The sequence below is a fragment of the Terrirubrum flagellatum genome (assembly GCF_022059845.1).
Lineage (GTDB): Bacteria > Pseudomonadota > Alphaproteobacteria > Rhizobiales > Beijerinckiaceae > Terrirubrum > Terrirubrum flagellatum.
Genome location: NZ_CP091851.1, coordinates 4,397,667 through 4,417,185 on the forward strand (window position 1 = coordinate 4,397,667; position 19,519 = coordinate 4,417,185).

The 19,519-nt window shown below is 63.3% G+C and carries 18 protein-coding genes and 1 pseudogene; 6 read left to right on the forward strand and 13 right to left on the reverse strand.

What is annotated here, in order from left to right:
* Nucleotides 1–24 precede the first annotated feature (24 nt).
* From L8F45_RS21170 to L8F45_RS21195, 6 genes are all read right to left on the reverse strand, one after another.
* The gene (locus L8F45_RS21170) at nucleotides 25–1,524 is read right to left on the reverse strand and encodes a phosphomannomutase/phosphoglucomutase (RefSeq protein WP_342359827.1); all 1,500 of its coding nucleotides are present in this window, start codon (nucleotides 1,522–1,524) and stop codon (nucleotides 25–27) included.
* 80 nt (nucleotides 1,525–1,604) lie between these two features.
* The gene (locus L8F45_RS21175; RefSeq protein ID WP_342359828.1) at nucleotides 1,605–2,516 is read right to left on the reverse strand and encodes a ribokinase; all 912 of its coding nucleotides are present in this window, start codon (nucleotides 2,514–2,516) and stop codon (nucleotides 1,605–1,607) included.
* Nucleotides 2,513–3,166 (reverse strand): 2-dehydro-3-deoxy-6-phosphogalactonate aldolase, encoded by a 654-nt coding sequence (locus tag L8F45_RS21180; RefSeq protein ID WP_342359829.1) that lies wholly within the window; start codon nucleotides 3,164–3,166, stop codon nucleotides 2,513–2,515. The genes L8F45_RS21175 and L8F45_RS21180 overlap by 4 nt, the downstream gene beginning before the upstream one ends.
* 140 nt (nucleotides 3,167–3,306) lie before the next feature.
* Nucleotides 3,307–3,936, reverse strand: a complete 630-nt coding sequence (upp, locus tag L8F45_RS21185) for a uracil phosphoribosyltransferase (protein WP_342359830.1) — start codon at nucleotides 3,934–3,936, stop codon at nucleotides 3,307–3,309.
* Nucleotides 3,937–3,984: 48 nt separating this feature from the next.
* Nucleotides 3,985–5,235, reverse strand: a complete 1,251-nt coding sequence (locus tag L8F45_RS21190; protein WP_342359831.1) for a URC4/urg3 family protein — start codon at nucleotides 5,233–5,235, stop codon at nucleotides 3,985–3,987.
* A 277-nt stretch (nucleotides 5,236–5,512) separates the two neighbouring features.
* Nucleotides 5,513–6,775 carry a GTP cyclohydrolase II gene (locus L8F45_RS21195; protein ID WP_342359832.1) on the reverse strand — a complete coding sequence of 421 codons (1,263 nt, stop codon included), beginning with the start codon at nucleotides 6,773–6,775 and terminating at the stop codon, nucleotides 5,513–5,515.
* Nucleotides 6,776–6,905: 130 nt separating this feature from the next.
* Here L8F45_RS21195 and L8F45_RS21200 point away from each other — a divergent pair, with 130 nt between their 5' ends.
* Nucleotides 6,906–7,481, forward strand: a complete 576-nt coding sequence (locus tag L8F45_RS21200) for a hypothetical protein (RefSeq protein ID WP_342359833.1) — start codon at nucleotides 6,906–6,908, stop codon at nucleotides 7,479–7,481.
* A gap of 37 nt (nucleotides 7,482–7,518) precedes the next feature.
* Here the strand turns inward: L8F45_RS21200 and L8F45_RS21205 are convergent, their stop codons facing one another.
* Both L8F45_RS21205 and L8F45_RS21210 read right to left on the reverse strand, forming a co-directional pair.
* Complete coding sequence (locus tag L8F45_RS21205; RefSeq protein ID WP_342359834.1) at nucleotides 7,519–8,742, reverse strand: phosphopentomutase; 1,224 nt, start codon at nucleotides 8,740–8,742, stop codon at nucleotides 7,519–7,521.
* 210 nt (nucleotides 8,743–8,952) lie between these two features.
* Nucleotides 8,953–10,581, reverse strand: a complete 1,629-nt coding sequence (locus L8F45_RS21210; protein ID WP_342359835.1) for an ABC transporter ATP-binding protein — start codon at nucleotides 10,579–10,581, stop codon at nucleotides 8,953–8,955.
* 108 nt (nucleotides 10,582–10,689) lie between these two features.
* Between L8F45_RS21210 and L8F45_RS21215 the strand changes: the two genes are divergently transcribed.
* Nucleotides 10,690–11,397: an HAD family hydrolase gene (locus L8F45_RS21215; RefSeq protein WP_342359836.1), complete on the forward strand. Its 708-nt coding sequence runs from the start codon at nucleotides 10,690–10,692 to the stop codon at nucleotides 11,395–11,397.
* 26 nt (nucleotides 11,398–11,423) lie between these two features.
* Here the strand turns inward: L8F45_RS21215 and L8F45_RS21220 are convergent.
* Both L8F45_RS21220 and ppk2 read right to left on the reverse strand, forming a co-directional pair.
* A pseudogene (locus L8F45_RS21220) lies at nucleotides 11,424–11,573 on the reverse strand (cupin domain-containing protein); the annotation flags it as partial.
* Between the two features lie 377 nt (nucleotides 11,574–11,950).
* Entirely contained in the window at nucleotides 11,951–12,862 is a 912-nt protein-coding gene (ppk2, locus tag L8F45_RS21225; protein ID WP_342359837.1) for a polyphosphate kinase 2, read from the reverse strand.
* A gap of 119 nt (nucleotides 12,863–12,981) precedes the next feature.
* On the opposite strand from ppk2, the gene hrcA reads away from it, so the two are divergent.
* From hrcA to L8F45_RS21245, 4 genes are all read left to right on the forward strand, one after another.
* Nucleotides 12,982–14,070: a heat-inducible transcriptional repressor HrcA gene (hrcA, locus tag L8F45_RS21230; RefSeq protein WP_342359838.1), complete on the forward strand. Its 1,089-nt coding sequence runs from the start codon at nucleotides 12,982–12,984 to the stop codon at nucleotides 14,068–14,070.
* Nucleotides 14,071–14,208: 138 nt separating this feature from the next.
* The gene (locus L8F45_RS21235; protein ID WP_342363527.1) at nucleotides 14,209–14,385 is read left to right on the forward strand and encodes a con-10 family general stress protein; all 177 of its coding nucleotides are present in this window, start codon (nucleotides 14,209–14,211) and stop codon (nucleotides 14,383–14,385) included.
* A gap of 186 nt (nucleotides 14,386–14,571) precedes the next feature.
* Nucleotides 14,572–15,567: a D-2-hydroxyacid dehydrogenase family protein gene (locus L8F45_RS21240; RefSeq protein ID WP_342359839.1), complete on the forward strand. Its 996-nt coding sequence runs from the start codon at nucleotides 14,572–14,574 to the stop codon at nucleotides 15,565–15,567.
* Entirely contained in the window at nucleotides 15,564–16,463 is a 900-nt protein-coding gene (locus L8F45_RS21245; protein ID WP_342359840.1) for a DMT family transporter, read from the forward strand. The genes L8F45_RS21240 and L8F45_RS21245 overlap by 4 nt, the downstream gene beginning before the upstream one ends.
* A gap of 101 nt (nucleotides 16,464–16,564) precedes the next feature.
* Here the strand turns inward: L8F45_RS21245 and L8F45_RS21250 are convergent, their stop codons facing one another.
* The 3 genes from L8F45_RS21250 to hpf form a co-directional block, all read right to left on the reverse strand.
* Entirely contained in the window at nucleotides 16,565–18,199 is a 1,635-nt protein-coding gene (locus tag L8F45_RS21250; protein ID WP_342359841.1) for a fumarate hydratase, read from the reverse strand.
* Nucleotides 18,200–18,301: 102 nt separating this feature from the next.
* Nucleotides 18,302–18,763: a PTS IIA-like nitrogen regulatory protein PtsN gene (gene ptsN, locus L8F45_RS21255; protein ID WP_342359842.1), complete on the reverse strand. Its 462-nt coding sequence runs from the start codon at nucleotides 18,761–18,763 to the stop codon at nucleotides 18,302–18,304.
* Nucleotides 18,764–18,853: 90 nt separating this feature from the next.
* Nucleotides 18,854–19,441 (reverse strand): ribosome hibernation-promoting factor, HPF/YfiA family, encoded by a 588-nt coding sequence (gene hpf / locus L8F45_RS21260; protein ID WP_342359843.1) that lies wholly within the window; start codon nucleotides 19,439–19,441, stop codon nucleotides 18,854–18,856.
* Between the last annotated feature and the right edge of the window lie 78 nt (nucleotides 19,442–19,519).

The window sequence follows — 19,519 nt, forward strand, 5'->3', positions numbered from 1 at the left end:
CGTTTCAGACGCGCGTCGTTTTCCTCAGATCGTCTGGTTGTAGGCGCCGACTTCAGGATTCTCGCGCAGCACGTCGTCGACAGCCTTGAACATCGCGCGCATGCGCGCTTCCGAGGCCGGGCTTTCGACCACCACAACCAGCTCAGGCTTGTTGGACGAGGCCCGTACCAGCCCCCAGGTGCCGTCATCGGTGACCACACGCACGCCATTGACCGTCACGAGATCGGTAATGGAATGGCCATCGAGCTTCGCGCCTTCCACCTTCATCGTCTCGAATCGCTTCACCACGCGTCCGATCACGTCATATTTGATCTCGTCGGCGCATTTCGGCGACATGGTCGGCGTTCCCCAAGTCTTGGGCAGCGCCTGATAAAGATCAGCCATCGTCTTATCAGGGTTGCGATCGAGCATGTCGCAGACCGCAATCGCCGTGACGAGCCCGTCGTCATAGCCGCGGCCGATCGGGGCATTGAAGAAGAAATGGCCTGACTTCTCAAAGCCCGCGAGCGCTTTCAAGTCGGTCACGCGGCGCTTGATATAGGAATGGCCGGTCTTCCAGTAATCGGTCCTCACGCCGAGCTTTTTCAGCACGGGGTCGGCGTCAAACAGGCCGGTCGATTTCACGTCGACGACAAATTGCGCGCCGGGGTGCAGCGCGCCCAGATCGCGCGCCAGCATCACGCCGATCTTGTCGGCGAAAATCTCCTCGCCATTGTTATCGACGACGCCGCAGCGATCGCCATCGCCATCAAATCCCAGGCCGACATCGGCCTTGTGCTCGCGCACGGCGTCGGCCATGGCGTGCAGCATCTGCATGTCTTCGGGATTGGGATTGTAACGCGGGAAGGTGTGATCGAGCTCCGCGTCCATCGGCACGACGTCGCAGCCGAGCGCGCTCAACATACCAGGCGCGAAAGCGCCCGCCGTGCCGTTGCCGCAGGCGGCGATCACCTTGAGCTTGCGTTTGAATTTCGGCCGGCTGGTGAGATCGGCGATGTAGCGCGCGGCGAAATTCTCGATGAATTCGTAGCCGCCGCCTGACCGCAATTCGAAGCGCGCATTGAGCACGATGTCCTTCAGCGCATTCATTTCATCGGGCCCGAAAGTCAGCGGGCGCTGCACGCCCATCTTCACGCCGGTCCAGCCATTGTCGTTATGCGAGGCAGTGACCATGGCGACGCAGGCGGCGTCGAGCGCGAACTGGCCGAAATAGGCCATCGGCGACAGTGCGAGGCCGATATCCTTCACCTTGACGCCGGCCGCCATCAGGCCGGAGACGAGCGCGTATTTAATGGAGGAAGAGTAGCCGCGGAAATCATGGCCCGTCACCAGTTCAGGCTTCACACCCATCTGATGGATCAGCGTGCCGAGCCCCATCCCGACGGCCTGCACGCCCATGAGGTTGATTTCCTTGCCGAAGAACCAGCGCGCATCATATTCGCGAAAACCGGTCGGCTTCACCATCGGCAACGACTCATAATCCGCCGTGTTGGGCGACAGGGCAGGCAGCGGCTTGGGGAACATGGGCGATCCGGATTTGCGGGCTGACCCCAGTTCGATAACCGATCACCCCTATGATGGAAACCGGTTGCTGCGTCGCAGCATTAACGCGCGTTAACCGAATCGGCGAGCCGCTCAATATCGGCCCTGAACGGCACGCTGGTCTGCGCTCCGGTTTTCGTGCAGGCGAGCGAACCTGCAGCGACGGCAAAGCGTAGCGCGGCTGACGCATCGGCGCCGCGATCGAGCGCGGCTGCGAAAGCGCCGCAGAAGGAATCCCCCGCAGCCGTCGTATCCACGACGGAGACGCGCGGCGCCAGAACCTTGATTTCTTCGCTGCGCAGCGACGCGAACACGCCTTCGGCGCCCAGAGTCGCGATCGTTCCCACGGACTTTTCGCGATCGAGCCGCCTCGCGATCTCCGATGGCTCTTTATCGCTCCAGCCCAGCGAACGCGCGACGATAGCCGCCTCATGCTCATTGACGATCAGAGTATCGATTTCTGACAGGATCGCAGGATCGAAATCATCGGCCGGCGCGGCGTTCATGATGACGCGGACGCCGCGCGACTTCGCCTCACGCGCGACGATCCGCGTCGCCTCTTCCGGCGCCTCGCGTTGCAGCAGCAATGTCGACGTGCGCGCCCATACAGCTTCGCTGATCCAATCCGCGCGCGGCGCGGCGTTGGCGCCGCTGGCGACAACGATCGCGTTGCGCCCTTCGGCGTCGACGGAAATGAAGGCCGCGCCCGTAGGCCGATCGGCCGCACGCACGCTGGCGAGATCGACTTCAGCCTCGCGCAACAACGTCAGCGCCGTCTCCGCGAAGCCGTCGCGCCCCACGGCGCCGATCATCACCACTTCGGCGCCGGCGCGCGCAGCAGCCAGCGCCTGGTTGGCGCCCTTGCCGCCGGGAATCACGTCGTAGCTTTTACCAAGCACAGTCTCGCCCGGCGCCGGAATGCGCTGCAGTCGCGTGACAAGATCGATGTTGATCGAACCGAAAACGACGATCACGCGGCGGCTCCAAGCTTCGCTGCGCGCGCGGCGGCGATGAGCGCGTCAGCGCGCGTCCGAACCTCGGCGGCGCTGAGCCCTGGCTTGAAAAGCGAGGAGCCAATGCCGAACCCATTGGCGCCGGCCTCGACATAATTCGCCATGGTGTCAGGGCCGACGCCTCCGACAATGAGCAGCTTCGTCGTCGCGGGCAGCACGGCGCGCATCGCGCGCACCGCCGGCGGCGTCACGATCTCGCCGGGAAACAGTTTCAGCGCATGAGCGCCAGCGCGCAGCGCGCCGAACGCCTCGCTCGGCGTCATCACGCCGGGCATGGCGATGAGTTCCCGCGCCACAGCCGCCTCAACGACGCGCGCGTCGAAATGCGGCGAGATGATCAATTGTCCGCCGACATCCGCAATCTTCGCGACGTCATCGGGATCAACCACGGTGCCGGCGCCAACCAGCACGTCGCGCGGCGCCAAAGCCGCCAGCTTGGCGATGCTGGCGAGAGGATCGGGCGAATTCAATGGGACCTCGATGAAGCGGAAGCCGGCGACAACGAGCGCCGCGCCAATCGCCTCGACCTCATCAGGCCTGACGCCGCGCAGGATGGCGACGAGCGGCATCTGCGCCATGGCGGCCGCCATCGTTTCATGCAACGCGCTCATAAACCCCTCCCGCTGTCGCCGCGCGATCAGAGCCTAGCGCGAAAAAGTGGGAACCGGTTTTTCGCAAGAGCCATGCTCTGAATTTTTAGAATCGATTACGTTCCCGCACTTTGATTGAGTCAATCAAAGTGCGGCGTGATCTACCGGGTTCCGTAGATGCGATCGCCGGCGTCGCCAAGCCCCGGCACGATATAGCCCTTGTCGTTGAGATGGCTGTCGATCGCAGCCGTCCAGATCGGCACGTCGGGATGGGCGGCGCGCAGCCGCGCCACGCCTTCCGGCGCCGCAAGCAGGCAGACATAACGCAGGTCCTTCGCGCCGCGCGCCTTCAGCCGCTCGATCGCGGCGACGGCGGAATTCGCCGTCGCCAGCATGGGATCGGTGACGATGACGAGGCGATCGGCGAGATCGGTCGGCGCCTTGAAGAAATATTCTACCGCTTCCAGCGTGTCGTGATCGCGATAAAGGCCGACATGGGCGACGCGCGCTGACGGAATCAGCTCCAGCATGCCGTCGGCAAGCGCGAGGCCGGCGCGCAGAATCGGCGCGAGCACGAGCTTCTTGCCCTCGATCATCGGCGCATCCATCGCCTCCAGCGGCGTCTCGATGCGCTCGGTCGTCATGGGAAGCTCGCGCGTCACCTCATAGGCGAGCAGCATCGCGATTTCGCGAACGAGCCGGCGGAAATTCGAGGTCGAGCGCTCCTTGTCGCGCATCAGCGACAATTTGTGCTGCACCAGCGGATGCCTGACGACCGTAACGCCTTCCATGAACCCTACCCCTCGATTTTACGCGAACAGACTAGCCGGAAATTTCGCCTAGAAAACCGTGCCGTCGCTGATGATGGCGAGCGGCGGCGAGCCATCCACCCGCTTTTCCCTGGCGATGCGCCGGCCCGCCGCCCAGGTGCCGCCTTCCAGCACCTTCGCTAACGGAAGCTCCGCGGCGCTGCGCCCAAGCAGCTTGCGGATGCGGGCCGCGATCTCGTCGAGCAGCGCGACCGTCAGCGCCCGCCATTCCACAACCAGCAGCGAATCCACGGTATGGGCGACGCCAGCGTCAGCCTCGTTCTTCAGCGTGAGCACGCCCGCATCGAGGAAAAGCCCGCCATTGCGATATTCCGGCAGGCCGGTGAGGCCGTCGATGTCGGTCACCTCGATGTCAGCCCATTGCAGCGGCTCAATCAGGGAATAGGAGAGCCATTGCGACAGCTTGTGGAAGGGCACATAGCCTGCTGGCCCGCCATCATGGGCCACCGCAAGCGGATGCTTCCAGCAATCGCCAAGCGCAACGCCATCGAGCGAGAGGCGCGAGGGCCAGATCGGGCCGAGGCTGCGGAGAATCTGTTTCAGGATCACCGCAGCCGGCAGACGACCGGAGGACGCCTGTTGCGACAGACGATCGAACAATCCGCCAGGACGGAGATCGCCATCAGGCGTTGCGAAGTCCTTCGGCGCGCTCATCATCGAGTTGCCGAGCCTCTGCAATAAAGCCGCGCGACCTTCGAGCCCGACGAGCGGATTGGCGTCCGAAACCTGAAATCCTTTCGCCAGCGCAGCGGCGTCAAATTTCTTCAAAGCCTCGGCGTCGACGCGTAGCGGCTTCGAGGCGTCGCTCGAAAACGCACCTGACGCAAACATGTCGAGCGAAGCGAGCGCGAGCCCTTCCGAGCGCCCGATCGCCTTGCCCGTCCTGGCGTCGCGATAGCGCCAGTCGGCGCCGGCGCCGGCGTCGAGCAGCACGCTGACGATGGCGAGATCATAGGCCGCGCGGCCCTTCTCGGCGGCGTCAGCAAATTTCGCGCGCTCCGCAAGCTTCGCCCAGCGATCCTCGCCTTCGACGATGAAATGCCGCCAGCGCGCATGGAAGGGAATGTCGAGCGAGGGATAGTTGTCGCGCATCACGCCGAGCACGAACGCGGCGCAACCATCGAGCTTCGATTCATCGAGCCGGAAATGAAACAGCCTGTCGGCGCGGGCGAGTTCGAGCATCGCCAGCGCGCGCTTGCGCACGGCGACCGGCGACAGAAGCGCCTCGGCGGCTTTCTGTTCGTTGGATTCAACCGCCATCGATATTCAACACCGATTCAAAGAGGGCTGAGCGCTCAGGCGCTTCTTCATCCCCGGTTCCATGCAGCGAGGCGGAGCCGAGCGGAATGGAGACCGGGGTCCAGCACAAGGAGCTGCGCCGAAGGCGCAACAAATTCCGTTACACAAAAAGAGTTCGCTGCGCTCACGCATTTTGCGCTGGGCCCCGGACACGGTTTCTCTCGCTACGCTCGGTTCACCGTTCCGGGGACGGCGGCGATCGCTCTGAAAATGCGGGAGAGCAATGGGCGCTGTTCCATCAGAACTTCTCGAGGTCGCGGCCGACCGTCTTCTTCAGATCATCCTTGGTCGGCGCGGCGCCCGGCGTGAAATAACCTGCCGCCTTCTTCGCCTCGATTTCGACGCTGGCGTCATCAGGCACCAGCTCCGGCGGGATCGGCACGCGCTCCCCGATTTCGAGGCCTGACTCCACCATGGCGTCATACTTCATGTTGCTCATCGACATCAGCCGATCGATGCGCTTCACGCCGAGCCAGTGAAGAATATCCGGCATCAATTGCTGGAAACGCGCATCCTGCACGCCGGCGACGCATTCGGTGCGCTCGAAATAGGTCGCGGCCTGATCGCCGCCTTCCTGTCGCTTGCGCGCGTTATAAACGAGGAACTTCGTCACCTCTCCAAGCGCGCGGCCTTCCTTCCTGTTGTAGACGATGATGCCGACGCCGCCGGACTGCGCCTCCCTCACGCATTCCTCAAGACCATGCACGAGATAGGGCCGGCAGGTGCAGATATCGGAGCCGAACACGTCGGAGCCGTTGCATTCGTCATGCACGCGGCAGGCGATGCGCTTCTTCGGATTGCCGATGTCGGCGGGTTCGCCAACGATATAAGCGGTCATGCCGCCGATCGGCGGCAGGAACACCTTCATGTCGGGGCGCGTCACCAGTTCGGGAAACATGCCGCCGGTCTGCTCGAACAGAGTGCGGCGCAGATTCTGCTCCGTCGTGCCGAAGCGCTCGGCGACGCCCGGCAAATACCAGACGGGATCAACCGCGATCTTGGTGACGGAGACGTCGCCCTTCGCCTGCAGGATATGGCCGTCGGGCGCGAGCCGGCGCGCGGCGATCGCCGCCAGAATCTCCGGCATGTTGAGCCGCGCCTTGGTGATCGCGATCGAGGGCCTGATATCGACGCCCTCGCCAATCTCCGTCTTGAACACGTCGCCAACCATGTGCCCGAACGGATCGAGCGAGACGATCTTCTTGAGATCCAACCAGGAGGGATGGGGGCCGATCACGGCGGTCGGATGGGTGTTGGTGAGGTCAGGCCGCACCAGCGGGTTAAGCGCGCCGGCGGAGACGGCGAGCGCGCGATAGAGCGCGTAGGAGCCGCCATGGGAGCCGATCACGTTGCGATCTTCGGGCCGGCTCACCGAGCCGATCACCGGCCCGCGCTCTTTCGGATCGGATGCGCCCCATCGAATCGGAAATCGCGCCGTCGACGTCCCCGGTTCGGGGTGGGACGTGATGCGGATGTGGCTGCGATGGTTCGGGGTGTTCATGTGCTTGCCGATAGTTCAACGATCGGAAGCGGTTTCTTGTAGAGCGAGATCGCCGCGATGTCGAGGGCGACCTTGCGGAAGGTTCCAGCGGAGCGCATGCTTTCGAGCGTCGCCTGAGGGAGACGGTGCGATGACGACGCGTCGGCCTGGAGCGCTTTCGTTTTGTTTCCTCTGGTCGGCGCGCGGATTGGGCGTCGCGCTCGCCTTGATCGCGCTGCTCATGGGCGGCGAGGCCGCAGCGCAGTCTGCGGCGAACGTCGAGATCACCATCGAAGGCGTTCAGGTTATGTCGATCGTGTCGCCTCAGGCGATCCTGTGGCGAAACACCTTCCATAACATCTACACGGTCGCCCCCGACGGTCAGGTGTCTATTCAGGATTCGTCCGTGGGCGGACCGGACAGGTTGAGCGCTGGGCGTTTCGGGCGTGCGGGCGAAAACCAGAGCGTCGCGGGGCGATCGCTAAACACGCTCAACATCCGCCCGGGCAACCGCATCGAGCAGCGCTCCAGGATCACGACGAATGTCGGCTCCCTTATCGAAGTTCAACGCAGTATCCAGATCCGCGACGACTCCTGTTCGGTCACAATCAATTATCGGATCAGATCGAAAGACGGCCTCGCCGTGATGCGCTCGCCGGACGGTCAGAACTTCGTCTTCGATCGATATTGGGCCGAAGGCGTGACGTGCCGCATCCGGCAATTGTAACATCGGCCTTCGACGGGCTGCTCAAAAGGCCTGCTGTTCACCACGCTTTGCCAGGCCCCACCGCAAGCAATCCGAGATGCGCGGCGATCGCAGCCGCGATGTCGGCGTAAGTCTCGCGCCGGCCGATCGCGCGGGGCGCGAGACCAGGCCCGAACACCAGGAGCGGAACATGCTCGCGCGTGTGATCCGTGCCGCGCCAGGTCGGATCATTGCCGTGATCGGCGGTGATGATGGCGACATCGCCCGGCTTCAGAAGCGCGGCGAAGGAAGGCAGCCGCGCATCGAATTGCTCGAGGCAATGGGCGTAGCCGGGAACGTCGCGACGATGGCCGAATTCTGAATCGAAATCGACGAAGTTCGCAAACAGCAGGCCGCCTTCGCCAAGCTTTGGCGTCTCCTCGATCAGTTTATCAAACAGCGCCATGTTGCCGGCCGCCTTCACCTCGCGGCCGGTCGCGCGATGGGCGAAGATGTCGCCGATCTTGCCGAGCGAAATCACGTCGCGCTTCGCTTGCAAGCAGCGATCGAGAAGCGTGTCATCAGGCGGCTCGACGGCGAAATCCTTGCGATTGCCGGTGCGCGCGAAGCCCTTGTCGGGATCCCCGACGAACGGTCTCGCAATCACGCGTCCGACATTCATGGGATCGGCGAGGCGGCGAGCGACGCGACACAGATCATAAAGTCTTTCGAGGCCAAAGATCGCAGCGTCTTCGTGCGCCGCGATCTGGATCACCGAATCGACCGAGGTGTAGATGATCGGCTTGCCCGTGCGCATGTGCTCGGCGCCGAGTTCCTCGATGATGGCGACGCCATTGGAATGCCTGTCACCGAGAAGGCCGGGAATTTTTCCATCGCGAATGAGCGCGTCGGTGAGTTCGCGAGGAAAGGCGGGACGCCTATCGGGAAATGTCTTCCACTCGAACATCACGGGACATCCCGCAATCTCCCAGTGGCCTGATGGCGTATCCTTGCCGCGCGCGGTCTCGACGAGATAGCCCCATTGTCCCCGCAGTTCTCCGGTCTCGCCGAAGGAGGGCAACGGCGCACCACGCGACGTTTCAGCCGCCTTGCGCAACCCCATCGACGCCAGAAACGGTAGCTGCAGAGAGCCTTTTCGCAAATCCTCGCGATCGCCGCGCCCCGCCGCGCACGCTTCCGCGATATGCCCGATCGTATCCGAGCCTTCATCGCCATAGAGGCGCGCATCTTCAGCGGCTCCGCAGCCGACGGAATCCATCACAATGAGAAAACAGCGGGGCATCGTTCGTTCTTGCTTCGCGCATCAGGCGACATAAGATCACGCTGCATTTTGATTGAATCAATCAAAATGCGGAAACGTGATCGGTTTCAAAAATCTGGAGCATGGCTTTTGCGAAAAACCGGTTTCCACTTTTTCGCGCCATGCTCCAGCCGCCTGGAGATTTCGCGGCGCGGCGCGCAAATGGCAAAACACATGATGTGAATGAGTATATCACTGATTGACCGCATCCGCCGCGATCACCTCATGGGTGAAAGCCGCCGCGATCAGCGCACGGGTATATTCGCTGTCGGGATTTGAGAAGATACGCGATGACGGCCCATGCTCCACGACAACGCCGTTGCGCATCACCACGATCTCGTTCGCCAGCGCGCGCACCACCTTGAGATCATGGCTGATGAAGAGATAAGCGAGGTCGCGATCTCGTTGCAATTTGCGCAGGAGATCGACAATGGTCGCCTGCACCGACATATCGAGCGCGGATGTCGGCTCATCAAGCACGACGAAACCCGGATTGAGCGCCATGGCGCGCGCGATCGCGATGCGCTGGCGCTGACCGCCGGAGAATTCATGGGGATAGCGATCCATCCATGCCGGCTCCAGTCCGACATCGGCGAGCGCCTGCGCCACGATCGCGCGACGTTCGTCGTAGGAGAGATTCTTGTTCTGAACGAGAAGTCCTTCCTCGACGATCTCCGCCACCGACAGGCGCGGCGAGAGCGAGCCATAGGGGTCCTGAAAAACGATCTGCATGTTGCGGCGAAGCGGCCGCATCGCCTTTGAATCGAAATCGGCGATGTTGGAGCCGAGATAAACGATCGGCCCTTCCGATCTGATCAATCTGAGAATCGCAAGACCGAGCGTCGTCTTGCCCGACCCGGATTCGCCGACGACGCCAAGCGTCTCGCCCTTGCGCACCGCGATCGAGACGCCGTCAACCGCCTTGATATGTCCGACGGTGCGACGAAGAAATCCGCGCTTGATGGGAAACCATACGCGGAGATCATCGGTGCGGATCACCACGGGCGCGTCGGGGCGCGCCTGCTGCGGCTCGCCCTTCGGCTCCGCTGCGAGAAGGCGCTGCGTATATTCATGCTTCGGCGCGTCGAAGACGTCGCTCACCTTGCCTTCCTCGACGATCTTGCCCTTGAGCATGACGCAGACGCGATCGGCGATGCGGCGCACGATGCCGAGATCATGGGTGATGAAGAGCATCGCCATGCCGTGCTTCGCCTGCAGCTCCTTCAACAGCTTCAGGATCTGCGCCTGCACGGTGACGTCGAGCGCCGTCGTCGGCTCATCGGCGATGAGAAGATCGGGTTCGTTCGCCAGCGCCATGGCGATCATCACGCGCTGGCGCTGGCCGCCGGACAATTGATGGGGATAGGAATCGAGCCGCTTTTCCGGCTCGCGAATGCCGACCTGCGTGAGCAGTTCGATGATGCGCGCCTTGCGCTTTGCGCCCTTGAGGCCCTTGTGCAGTTCAAGAATTTCGCCGATCTGCCGCTCGACCGTGTGCAGCGGGTTGAGCGAGGTCATCGGCTCCTGGAAGATCATGGCGATGTCGTCGCCGCGCACTGCGAGCAATTCGTCCTCGCTCGCGTGGAGCAGATCCTTGCCGTTGAATTTGACTTCGCCGGAGGGATGCGACGCGGCGGGGTAGGGCAGAAGCTTCAGGATCGAGAGCGCCGAAACCGACTTGCCCGAACCGGATTCGCCGACCAGCGCCAGCGTCTCGCCCTTGCTGATGGAAAAGGACACGCGATCGACCGCAAGCGAGGCCCTTCCGCCCTGATGGAAGGCGACGGACAGGTCTCTCACGTCAAGCAGCAGGCCGGCCATCAGGTCTCGCGGTTCGGTGGATGATTCCGCTTGGCTTACCCGATGCGGGGCGGAACGGGAAACTGGACGAGCAGGCTCCGCCATGGGAAAGGCCGCGGCGGAGAGCCCATGGAGCGAATTAAGGCCATCCTGTTCGACAAGGACGGCACGCTTGTCGATTTCAATCGCACCTGGGGGCCGGCGGCGCATGCGGTGGTGAGCCGGCTCGCGAACGGCAACGCCGCGCATCTGGCCGGCCTCATGGACGCCGTCGGCTTCGTCGCCGGCACAACCAACCTGACGATGCGGTCGGCGGTCGTTTCGGACGCCACGCCGGTGTTCGCCCGCCATTGGGCCACGCTGATCGAACGGGAGGCGACACCGGAATTCTTCGCCGAAATCGACCGGATGTTCGCCGAAGAGGTGATGAAGTCGCTTTCCCCGCTGCCTTTCGTCGCGGCGACGCTCGCGGCGCTCGGCGCATCCGGCCTGTCGCTCGGCGTCGGCACCAACGACGCGGAGGCCAACGCCCGCCAGCAGATCAGGGGCCTCGGCCTCGATCATCTGCTGCCCTTCATCGCCGGCTACGATTCCGGCCACGGCGCAAAGCCGTCGCCGGGCATGGTGCTCGCCTTTGCGCGTCACGTCGGCGTTGCGCCGCAGGAGGTGGCGATGGTCGGCGACACTTTGCATGACATCGAGGCGGCGAAAGCGGCGGGCGCGCGCTCGGTAGCGGTGTTGACCGGACTCACAGGCGAAGGGGCGCGCGAGCAGCTCGCCCCGCATGCCGACATCGTGATTCGGTCGCTCGACGAACTCGCCGGCGCGATCTTCTGATTCTGCTCTCGCGGCGAAAGCGGCTGAATCCAGACCTTGCTTTCCGCTGTCCTCGCGCCGCCGACGTGACCTGTATTGAGCGCGCCGCGCGGCTTGTGCTCGAAGCCGCGCGGAACGACGAACATCTCGCCCGGCCCGATAAGAACGGCGCCATCGCGGAAATCAATGCGCAGGCGGTCTGGATCGCCGGGCCTTCGCTTCGCCGAAGCGGCTACGGCCGCGCGCGGGGCGGTCGGTTCGCCACCTTCTGGCGACTGGCTCCTCACAACACCTTTTGCGCGCTGCCGCCAGTAGCGCGCGAACCACACCGCCCCGCGCTCCCTCTGAGGGGCAGGCAAGCGAAGACGAAGGGAAGATCAAAGCGGGAGAGAAATGGAGCCGTGCGAGAGGCGCGGGAAATTGGCGCGACTATCTCTCAGCCGTCATTCCGGGGCCGAGCGCAGCGAGGAGCCCGGAACCCAGAAGATAGTTCCGCTGGCGCGATCTCTGGGTTCCGGGCTCGCTCCTCCGGAGCGCCCCGGAATGACGAATTGGATAAAGAGAGGCGCGACCCTCACTCCTCGCCGCCGCGTTTCAGGAACTGCTTCGCGCCCAGCACGATCTCGTCATCAATTTCGCCAATGCGCGATTCATCGCGGCCCTGATAGGGAATCATCCAGAGCACATGCCTGATCGCATTGAGCCGCGTGCGCATCTTGTCGTTCGCCTTGATGATGGTCCAGCGCGCATGCTTGGTGTCGGAGGCTTCGAGAAGCGCGTCGAACGCGTCGGAATAGGCGTCCCACTTCTCCGACGCGGCGAAATCGATCGGCGACAATTTCCAGCGCTTGAGCGGATCATGATAGCGATTGTGCAGGCGCTTCAACTGCATCTCGCGCCCGATCGAGAAGAAGAATTTGACGAGGCGGACATTCTCCTTCGTCAGCATCTTCTCGAATTCGGGAACCTCGTGGAGAAAACGCCGCGCCTCCTCCTCGCTGCAGAAGCCCATCACGCGCTCGACGCCGGCCCTGTTGTACCAGGAGCGATCGAACAGCACGATTTCACCCTTGGTCGGCATCTGCGAGATGTAGCGCTGCAAATGCCACTGGCCCTTCTCGACTTCTGTGGGCTTCGGCAGCGCCACGACGCGGGCGGAGCGTGGATTGAGATGCTGGGTGAAGCGCAGGATCGCGCCGCCCTTGCCGGCGCCATCGCGGCCCTCGAACACGATCACCAACCGCTCGCCAGCTTCCTTGATCCAGTTCTGCAGCTTGATGAGTTCGATCTGGAGGCCGAGCAGCTCCTTCTCATACTTGTCCTCATCCATCTTGTGATCGTGGGGATAGCCGCCCGAACGGAACGCGGCCTCGCTGATCGATTTCGGAAATTTGGGATCGGCGATATTGAAAGGCAGCGTCACGCCGGCAGGCTCCGGCGCCTCGATGCCCGCATGTTCCTCGGCGCGATCGGCCTTGTCGTCCATGGCGTCGTCCTTCCCTTTGGACCGCACGCTAGCAAAGCCGGCAAGGGAACGCCAAGGACGCCACGACGAACGCCGCCACGGCGTTGCGAAAGGCCGCGCCGCCGTGCGAGGATTGCGCCATGAACAGCATGTTGCGCGGACCGCAGGATTCGGGGGGGCTCGCGCCGTCACAGCTCGACGCCCGGTCGCGCGAAATCTTCCGCCGCATCATCGACAGCTATCTCGCGACCGGCGAACCACTGGGCTCGCGCAATCTCGCCCGCATCATCCCCATGACCCTGTCGCCGGCCTCGGTGCGCAACGTCATGGCCGACCTCGAACAGGCCGGGCTGATCTATTCCCCCCACACCAGCGCCGGCCGGTTGCCGACGGAAGCGGGCCTGCGCTTCTTCGTCGATTCCATGCTGGAGATCGGCGACCTCGCCGCCGATGAGCGCAGCCGCATCGAGGCGCAGGTGAAGCAGGCTGCTTCCGGCCGCACGCTCGACGGCGTGCTGGAGGAAGCGTCCGCTCTTTTGTCGGGCCTGTCGCGCGGCGCCGGCGTGGTCGCGACCTCGAAGGCGAACGGGCGGCTGAAGCATGTGGAGTTCGTCGCGCTCGACACCAATCGCGCGCTCGTCGTGCTCGTCGGCGAAGACGGCTCGCTCGAAAATCGCGTCGTGCAGCTTCCCTCGGGATTGCCGCCGTCGGCGCTCGTCGAGGCGACGAATTACCTCAATGCGCGCATTCGTGGACGCACGCTTGGCGAGGCGCGCGCCGAGCTTGTTTCCGCGCGCGAAGCGATCGAACGCGAGCTCGATTCGGTGACGGCGTCGCTGATCGAAGGCGGCTTCGCCAACTGGGCCGGCGGCGGCGACGACAAGCATCTGATCGTGCGCGGACAGGCCAATCTGCTCGAGGATGTGAAAGCGGCGGAAGACATCGAGCGCATCCGCCTGCTGTTCGCCGATCTCGAAACGCAGAAGGAAGTGATCGATCTGCTCAACCGCGCCGAAGGCGGCGAAGGCGTGCGCATCTTCATCGGCTCGGAGAATCGTCTCTTCTCGCTGTCGGGCTCCTCCATGATCGCGGCGCCATTCCGCGACGGCTCGCAGCGCATCGTCGGCGTGCTCGGCGTGATCGGACCGACGCGATTGAACTATTCGCGCATCGTGCCGATGGTCGATTACACCGCGAAAGTCGTCTCGAAGATGATTTCGGGGAGCTAATCCCCGACGGCGAAACGGCTTTTTGCCGCAAAGATTCCAAGATGCGCATCGAACCCGGCGCCAAGCGGCGCGTTGAGTTCGCATGGGGGACATGAAAGCCTAGAGGAGTCCGGCATGCCCAATGACACCGACCGCGACATGAATCAGCAGCACGGTCACAACGATCAGCGCTCCGGCCAGAATCAGCAGTACCAGCAAGGCGCGAACAAGCAGCAAAATGCTGGAAATTTCGCGAACGATCCGAAGCGCGCGGCGGAAGCCGGCCGCAAAGGCGGCGAACGGTCGCATGGCGGCAAGGGTCAACAACAGACCTGACGACGCACTTCGTCGCAACGGGAAGGCCGGGGTTCGCCCCGGCCTTCCCATATGGATTGACTTCAACGCGCAGCGGCCTGCGCCGGCTGCATTTCCCGCGTCTCGACAGCGGAACCACTCGTTTCTATAGCGGCCTATCCCTGTGAGGCGTTCCACAAACGCCCGGCGTGAGAAAGGCTTCTATCCATGGCCGAACGCTTGCGCATCGCCGTCCTCGACGACAGCCAGCATGTGGCGCGCGACGCGGCGAACTGGAGCGCGTTGCAGGCGCGCGCCGAGATCGATTTCTTTGATGCGCCGCTCGGCGGCGAAGCCGAGATCATCGCAAAATTGTCGCGCTATGACGTGCTCGTGCCGATGCGCGAACGGACTGCATTTCCCGCGTCTGTCATCAACGCGCTGCCGAATCTGAAATTCATCGCGCTGACCGGCGGACGCGCGCCGTCGCTCGACATGGCCGCCTGCACCGCGCGCGGAATCCTCATCTGCAATACGCGCGGCGACTTCGTCGGCGCCGCGACGCCTGAACTAGCGTGGGGACTGATGCTCGCCTGCATGCGATCGATCCCGCAAGCTGACGCCAGCATGAAACGCGGCGGCTGGCATGACCCGACGCTGGTCGGCGCAACGCTTGGCGGGAAGCGCCTAGGTGTCGTCGGTCTCGGCAAGCTTGGCGGGAAGGTCGCGCATTATGGTCGCGCCTTCGACATGGAGGTCGTCGGCTGGAGCCAGAATCTCACTGACGAAGATGCGAAGGCGAAAGGCGCGACGCGCGTCGACAAGAACGAGCTGTTCGCAACGAGCGATGTGATCTCGCTGCATCTCGTGCTCAGCGATCGCACGCGCGGCATCGTTGGCGCGCCCGAATTGTCAGCGATGAAGGACGGGGCCGTGCTCATCAACACGTCGCGCGGACCTCTGATCGACGAAGCCGCGCTGATCGCGGAATTGAAGCGCGGCCGCATCCGGGCTGGCCTCGACGTGTTCGATGTCGAGCCTCTACCCACGGAGCATCCGCTGCGAGCGCTGCCGAACGTGGTGCTCACACCGCATCTCGGCTATTCCGTCGCGCCAGCATTTCGTCAGTTCTATAGCGACAGCATCGAGAACATTCTCGCCTGGCTCGACGGCAAACCGATCCGCATGCTCAATCCCAATGCTCTTGGCGCCAGCAAGGCATGAAGCAGGACGCGCCGCTGTCGCCGCGCGCACGCCTTGCGCGGGTTGTGCTCTGGATGTCGGGCGCGCTCATCAGTTTCTCAACGATGGCGGTGTCGCTGCGCGAACTCTCGCGCACGCTCGGCGTCTTCGACATGCTGTCGCTGCGATCGGGATCATCGCTGCTGATCCTCCTCGCCGCGGCGCTGTTGCGGCCAGCGCTGTTCGCGCAAATCAGAACAAAGCGGTTCGATCTCCATCTCGCGCGCAACATCGTCCATTATGGCGGCACCTACGCCTGGTCCTACGCCGTCACCGTGCTGCCTCTGGCGCTGGTGTTCACGCTCGAATTCACCGCGCCGATCTGGACAGCGGTTCTCGCCAGCCTGTTCCTCGGCGAGCGCCTGACTCGGGCGCGCATCGGCTGCGTCGCGCTCGGCTTCCTTGGCATCCTGCTGATCATGCGGCCCGGCGCATCGCTCGATCCGCGCGCGCTCTGGCCGCTCGCCGCGGCGGTGCTGTTCGCCATCACCTTCACCATCACGCGGGCGATGACGCGCAATGACAGCACCTATTGCATCCTGTTCTGGATGAATGCGATCCAGTTGCCGCTCAATCTCGTCGGCGCCGACTGGAGCTTCGTCTGGAAACTGGCGAGCGCGCCCTGGCTTGCCGTCGCAGGCGTTTGCACCGCGGGGCTCGCTTCGCATTTCTGCATCACCAACGCCTTCCGCCACGGCGATGCGATTCTCGTGGCGCCGCTCGACTTCCTGCGCATCCCGTTGATCGCGCTCGTGGGATGGCGCTTCTACAACGAGCCGCTCGATCCGCTGCTGTTCGCGGGCGCCGCGCTGATCATTTCAGGCATCCTCTGGTCGCTGCGCAGCGAGGCGCGCAGGCCGGCTGAAGCAGGCGCATAAAAAACGGCCCGGACGAAGCCGGGCCGTGAAAGGATCAGGGAGGTCAATGAGAAGCTTGTCGCATGCTCAGCGATTCCCGTTCGTGCGCGCGCGCACACAGCTCATCCCAGATTGAGCTCCTTGAAGAAGTCGTTACCCTTGTCGTCGACGACGATGAAGGCGGGGAAATTCTCGACCTCGATGCGCCAGATCGCTTCCATTCCGAGCTCGGGATATTCGAGAACCTCGACCTTGCGGATGCAATCCTGCGCGAGCCGCGCCGCGGGGCCGCCGATCGATCCCAAATAGAAACCGCCATGGCGCTTGCACGCGTCGCGCACGGCGGCGGAGCGATTGCCTTTCGCCAGCATCACCATCGAGCCGCCGAACGACTGGAACTGGTCGACGTAGGAATCCATGCGGCCGGCCGTCGTCGGGCCGAATGAGCCCGAGGCGTAGCCTTCCGGCGTCTTGGCGGGACCGGCGTAATAGACGGGATGATTCTTGAGATAGTCCGGCATGCCGGCGCCGCTTTCGAGCCGTTCGCGAATCTTCGCATGAGCGAGATCGCGCGCGACGATCATGGGGCCGGTGAGCGACAGCCGCGTCCTGATCGGATGTTTCGACAGCGTCGCGAGAATCTCCTTCATCGGCTGGTTGAGATCGATATTGACGACATCGCCGCCAAGCTTCGTCTCATCAATCTCGGGCATATACTTCGCCGGATTATGCTCAAGCTCTTCGAGGAACACGCCGTCCTTCGTAATCTTGCCAAGCGCCTGACGGTCGGCCGAGCAGGAAACGCCGAGGCCGATCGGCAGCGAGGCGCCATGACGCGGCAGGCGGATGACGCGCACGTCGTGACAGAAATATTTGCCGCCGAATTGCGCGCCGACGCCGAGCTGCTGCGTCAGCTTGTGGATTTCCTTCTCCATCTCGACGTCGCGGAAGGCGTGCCCGGATTCGGAGCCTGAAGTCGGGAGATTGTCGAGATATTTCGTTGATGCGAGCTTCGTTGCCTTCAGCGTCATTTCCGCTGATGTGCCACCGATGACAATTGCGAGATGATAGGGCGGGCACGCCGCCGTGCCGAGCGTCAGGATCTTTTCCTTCAGGAACGCGATCATGCGATCATGCGTGAGAATGGAAGGCGGCGCCTGGAAGAGAAAAGATTTGTTGGCGGAACCGCCGCCCTTGGCCACGAACAGGAATTTGTAGGCGTCCTCGCCCTCGGCGTAGAGCTCGATCTGCGCCGGGAGATTGTTCTTCGTATTCCTCTCCTCGAACATGCCGATCGGCGCGAGCTGGGAATAGCGCAGATTCTTCTTGAGATAGGCGTCGCGCACGCCTTCGCCGATGGCGCCTTCATCATCGCCCTCGGTCCAGACGAGCCGACCCTTCTTGCCCATGACGATTGCGGTGCCAGTGTCCTGGCACATCGGCAGCACGCCGCCGGCGGAGATGTTGGCGTTCTTCAAGAGGTCATAAGCGACGAACTTGTCGTTCGACGTCGCTTCGGGATCATCGAGGATCGACGCGAGCTGCTTGAGATGCGCGGGGCGCAGGAGATGATTGATGTCGATCATCGCCTGCTCGGCCAGCATGCGGATTGCGGTGCGATCGACGACAAGGATTTCACGTCCGCCAAAATTCTCGACGCGAACGCCATCGGATGTCAGCTTGCGATAGGTGGTCGTGTCCTTGCCAAGCGGAAACAACTCCTGATGGACATAAGGAGGCAGAACAGGCGCGTTCATGGGCGTTGAATTCCAGGGATTGCGGACGCGGAGCGAGGCCGCAGAGCTCCCGCTTCTTAGACCGGTTCCAGTGATGAGGAAACGCCTCGGCGCGCCCGGAAATTACGCAGCGTGCGGAGTCGCCTGTTGCGTCAGCAGAGCATGGAGGGCAGCCGCGTCGCGCGTGGAGCGGAGCTGGGCCGTGACCGTGGCGTCACGCAACACGCGCGCGACGCGCGCCAGCGCCTTGAGATGATCGGCGCCCGCCTCTTCCGGCGCCAGCAGCAGAAACATCAAATCGACCGGCTCGCCATCCACAGCTTCGAAATCGATGGGTTTCTCCAACCGCGCGAAAAGGCCGACCGGCCTGACGACCACCGGCAGCTTTCCGTGCGGAATCGCGATGCCGTTGCCGATCCCGGTCGAACCCAGCCTTTCGCGCTGCAGCAAACTTTCGAAGACTTCGCGCTCCGGAAGCGACCAGAGTTCGGCGGCCTGAGCGGCGATTTGCTGGATCGCCTGTTTCTTGTTCGCGGCTTTGAGCTGCGGGACCACGGCCTGAGGAGAAAGGAGATCGTTCAGCATCGTATGACTGCGCCTGGCCTCGCCGGAGTCCATCAGGGAAAGGCAAGCAGCGGGCCAACCTTTCCGAGAATGGCTTCGTTCGTGCGTCGCTTATGCCGTGGGATTGATCCAACCAATATGACCGTCGGGTCGCCGATACACGACATTGACCCGTCCGTCGCCCGCGTGCCGAAACACGAGAAACGGGGCGCCTGTCAAGTCGAGTTCCTGGACGGCGTCGCCGACCGACTGGCGCTTGATGCGGTAGGAGGTCTCTGCGACGACCACAGGCGCAAAGCCTTCCAGCGCCTCTTCCTCTTCGTCAGGCGTCTCGATGATGGTGTCGACGGCCTGATCGACCAGGGGAGCGGCGCCCGCTTCGACAGCCTCGCCATTGCGCGAGCCTGGATGCTCTTCGCGCAAGCGCCGCTTGTATCGGCGCAATCGCTTCTCGATCCGCTCGGCCGCTTCGTTGAAGCTCGCATAGGCTTCATGCGCCTCGCCTGACGCCTGAAGCAACATGCCTGAATCGAGATGGAGAACGCAGTCTGATCGGAACCTTCCGCCTTCCTTGGCGAAGGTCACGTTACCCTTATAGCCTCGTCCGAAATATTTGCCGAGCGCGACGTCGAACCGTTCCTCGACGCGGCCCCGCAAGGACTCGCCGACATCCATATTCTTCCCGGAAACACGGAGCATTCTTTCGCCTCCCGATTTCCGCTGCGCCTCGCGCGGTGCGCAGTCACAACCCTTCGAACCTAGGAACGCGCGCCTCGC